This window comes from Sphingomonas sp. Leaf257 (assembly GCF_001422185.1).
GTDB lineage: Bacteria > Pseudomonadota > Alphaproteobacteria > Sphingomonadales > Sphingomonadaceae > Sphingomonas > Sphingomonas yabuuchiae.
Map to the genome: position 1 here is coordinate 1 of NZ_LMMH01000022.1, position 2,591 is coordinate 2,591.

Genomic DNA, 2,591 nt, shown 5'->3' on the forward strand with positions numbered 1-2,591 from the left:
AGCCGAACAGCGAGCCGACCAGCCCCTTCAGGCCGCTGAACAGCCCGCCGATCACCGGGATTTTGGACAGGATGCCCAGCGGGTCGACCGCACTGGATAGCAGCTTGCCGGTCAGGTCCGTCTTGAACCCCTCGGCCACGCCCCCCGACGCATTGATGTTGCCCGCCCGCACGACGACATTGGCCAGCCCGCCAATCTGGCCGTCGATCGACCGCAGCGAGGTGGCCATTTCGCGCGCATAGACGGAGGTGACGGTATCGACTTCCTTCAGCGCATCCAGCGACCGTTTCAGGCTTTCCGATTTGGCCGCGCTATCGCCCAGCACCGTGCCGGTGCCCGCATTGGCCTTGGGCAGATCACCGCCGCCCTTNCCGCGCTATCGCCCAGCACCGTGCCGGTGCCCGCATTGGCCTTGGGCAGATCACCGCCGCCCTTGCCGAACGCTCCGGCCACGGACAGCCCGATCGACGCCAGCACGGCCGCTGTCGCGGCTCCGGCCGCGATGTTCAGCGGGAAGGGCAGGCCTGCAATCGCCTTGGCCACCGCCTCGACGGCATGGGCGGCCGCCCGCGCGCCGCTCTTGGCGATGGCGCTGCCCGTCTCAATCGCATCCTGCGCCACGGCACGCACCGACAGGGCGAACTGCACGGCCCGGAACGCCTTTTCGGCCGCCGCCATCGCCTCATACCCGGTTGAACCTTCGTCGAAGAACCCGCGCGCCGATGCCGCAAGGTCGCCGTACATGGCGATTTGCATCGTGCTGGACCGGGCCGCGTAGAGCGTGGAAATTTCCCGTTCCTTGCGGGCGCGGACCTCGGCCACCGTGATTTGGCTGGCATCCCGCATTTCCTTCTGCTGCCAGTCGTTCAGGCGCTGGCGGTCGGACAGGTGCCCCGCAAAGACGGACGCCATATCGCCCAGAGCGCGGCCCGCCTCGCCAAAGGCTTCCGCCATGCCTTGCCCTGCATTCTGAACATTCGCGGCGATCGCGTCGAACAATTCGGCCTGATGCTTCAGACTGTCGTTGTAGGCATTGGTCAGCTGCTGGATTTGCTGCTGATTTTCCGCAATCTGGACCTGCTTGGCGATATATTCGTCTGCGAACCGGCCAGTGAATTTTGCGTCTTCTGCTTCCTGAGTGGCCTTCAGGGTGGCCATTGCCTTGATACGTGCAGCATCGGTTTGGCCGACCAGCTGCCGCTCTTTCTCCAGTTCGGCCAAGCGGCGATCGGCGGATTTGTCCGCAGCAAAGAAGCGTGCGCCAATAGCAGCCGCATCGGCTCGCTTCTGGGCGTCGTGCAGGGCGTCCAGCGCCTTTTGAGCCTCTGCCGCCCCCTTGGTCAGTTTGTGCTGCTGTGCGGCCTCCTGAGCCGCCAGCAAGGGCAATTCCGCGATCCGGTCGCGCAACATTTCGTTGGCGCGGCTCGCCGGGATCAGGCCATCGGCCACGGCCGCATTCACCTCGGCCTGAATGCGCGACTGATCGTCCATCGACTGGACGGATTTCGCGCCGTCCGCGACACGCTGCGCGATGGCCAGTTCAATCTGGCGGTTCACCGCGGCCTCGATATCGCCGCGCTGGCGGATGGCTTGGCTTTCAGCGCGCACCCGCGCCTCGGCGATCAGCGCGGCAGAGCCCGACACGCCATAGGCATTGGCCAGCGAATAAAGGTTGCGGATGGACGCCTGCACGGCCTCGGCATCGCGGGCCAGCTGCGCGGCGTGGTTGTCCCGGTTGCGGTGATAGCGATCCGCGACACGGGCATAAGCGTCCTGCGCTTGCGTCTCGCGCTCCTGCTGCGTCAGAACCTGATTGCCCAGCTGAAGGCGGGTCAGCTGCTGCTGCGCCGCAGCCTTGTCGGTCTGATTACGCGCGGCCCCCAGACGGGTCTGCGCCTGCGCGATCAGATGGGCACGTTCCTGCGTCGTGATCCACTGGCCAGACGCGTTGCGGTTGGCGTTGATGGTGTCGGTAACGGCCGAATAGTCATGGCGCAGGGCACCAATCTGGGCGGCGGTCAGGCCGGTCGTATCCGCCAGCCCCTTTTGCAGGATGCGCTGCTGGGCGAGCAGATCATTGAATTGCTTCATGCCGGAGGTGTTGAGCGCCTGCGATGCGTTCAGCGCGGCAATCTGGTCCTGATTGCGCCCGGCCGCCGCGTTCGGTCCGGTGGGCATGGTGTTGCCGGTGCCGATCAGATCGACCGCCCAGCCACCGACATTCCGCTTTAGCCAGGCATCATAGGACGCCCCGGCGTTCTTGATCCGCTGATCAAGGCGGCCGAACATCACCGCCACGCCGGACACGGCATCGCCCAACGCATCCATGTAATGGGCCAGCCCGGTGGCCTCATGGCTATTCGCGGCCAGATCGGCGGTCAAAATGCGGGTCAGCTCGGACGCGGCCTTCTCGCCGTCCCCCTGCGCCGCCAGCGCGCGAATATGCTCATACTGCGCCCCGGTCAGCAGCCCCAGCTGCTGCGTAAAGGTGTCGGCCGCCCGCGCCGGATCGGACATGGCCTCGGCGAGTGCGGCTTGCGCGGCGGGGGCATCCTGTCCGGTCAGCTTGGCATATTTCTCGACATTGGCCG

The 2,591-nt window shown here is 65.9% G+C and carries 1 protein-coding gene; it reads right to left on the bottom strand.

The annotated features are described in order from the left end of the window. Nucleotides 1-370, bottom strand: a 370-nt coding sequence (locus tag ASF14_RS10805; RefSeq protein ID WP_236697025.1) for a hypothetical protein, incomplete at both ends; no start/stop codon positions are given. Nucleotides 371-2,591: the final 2,221 nt, after the last annotated feature.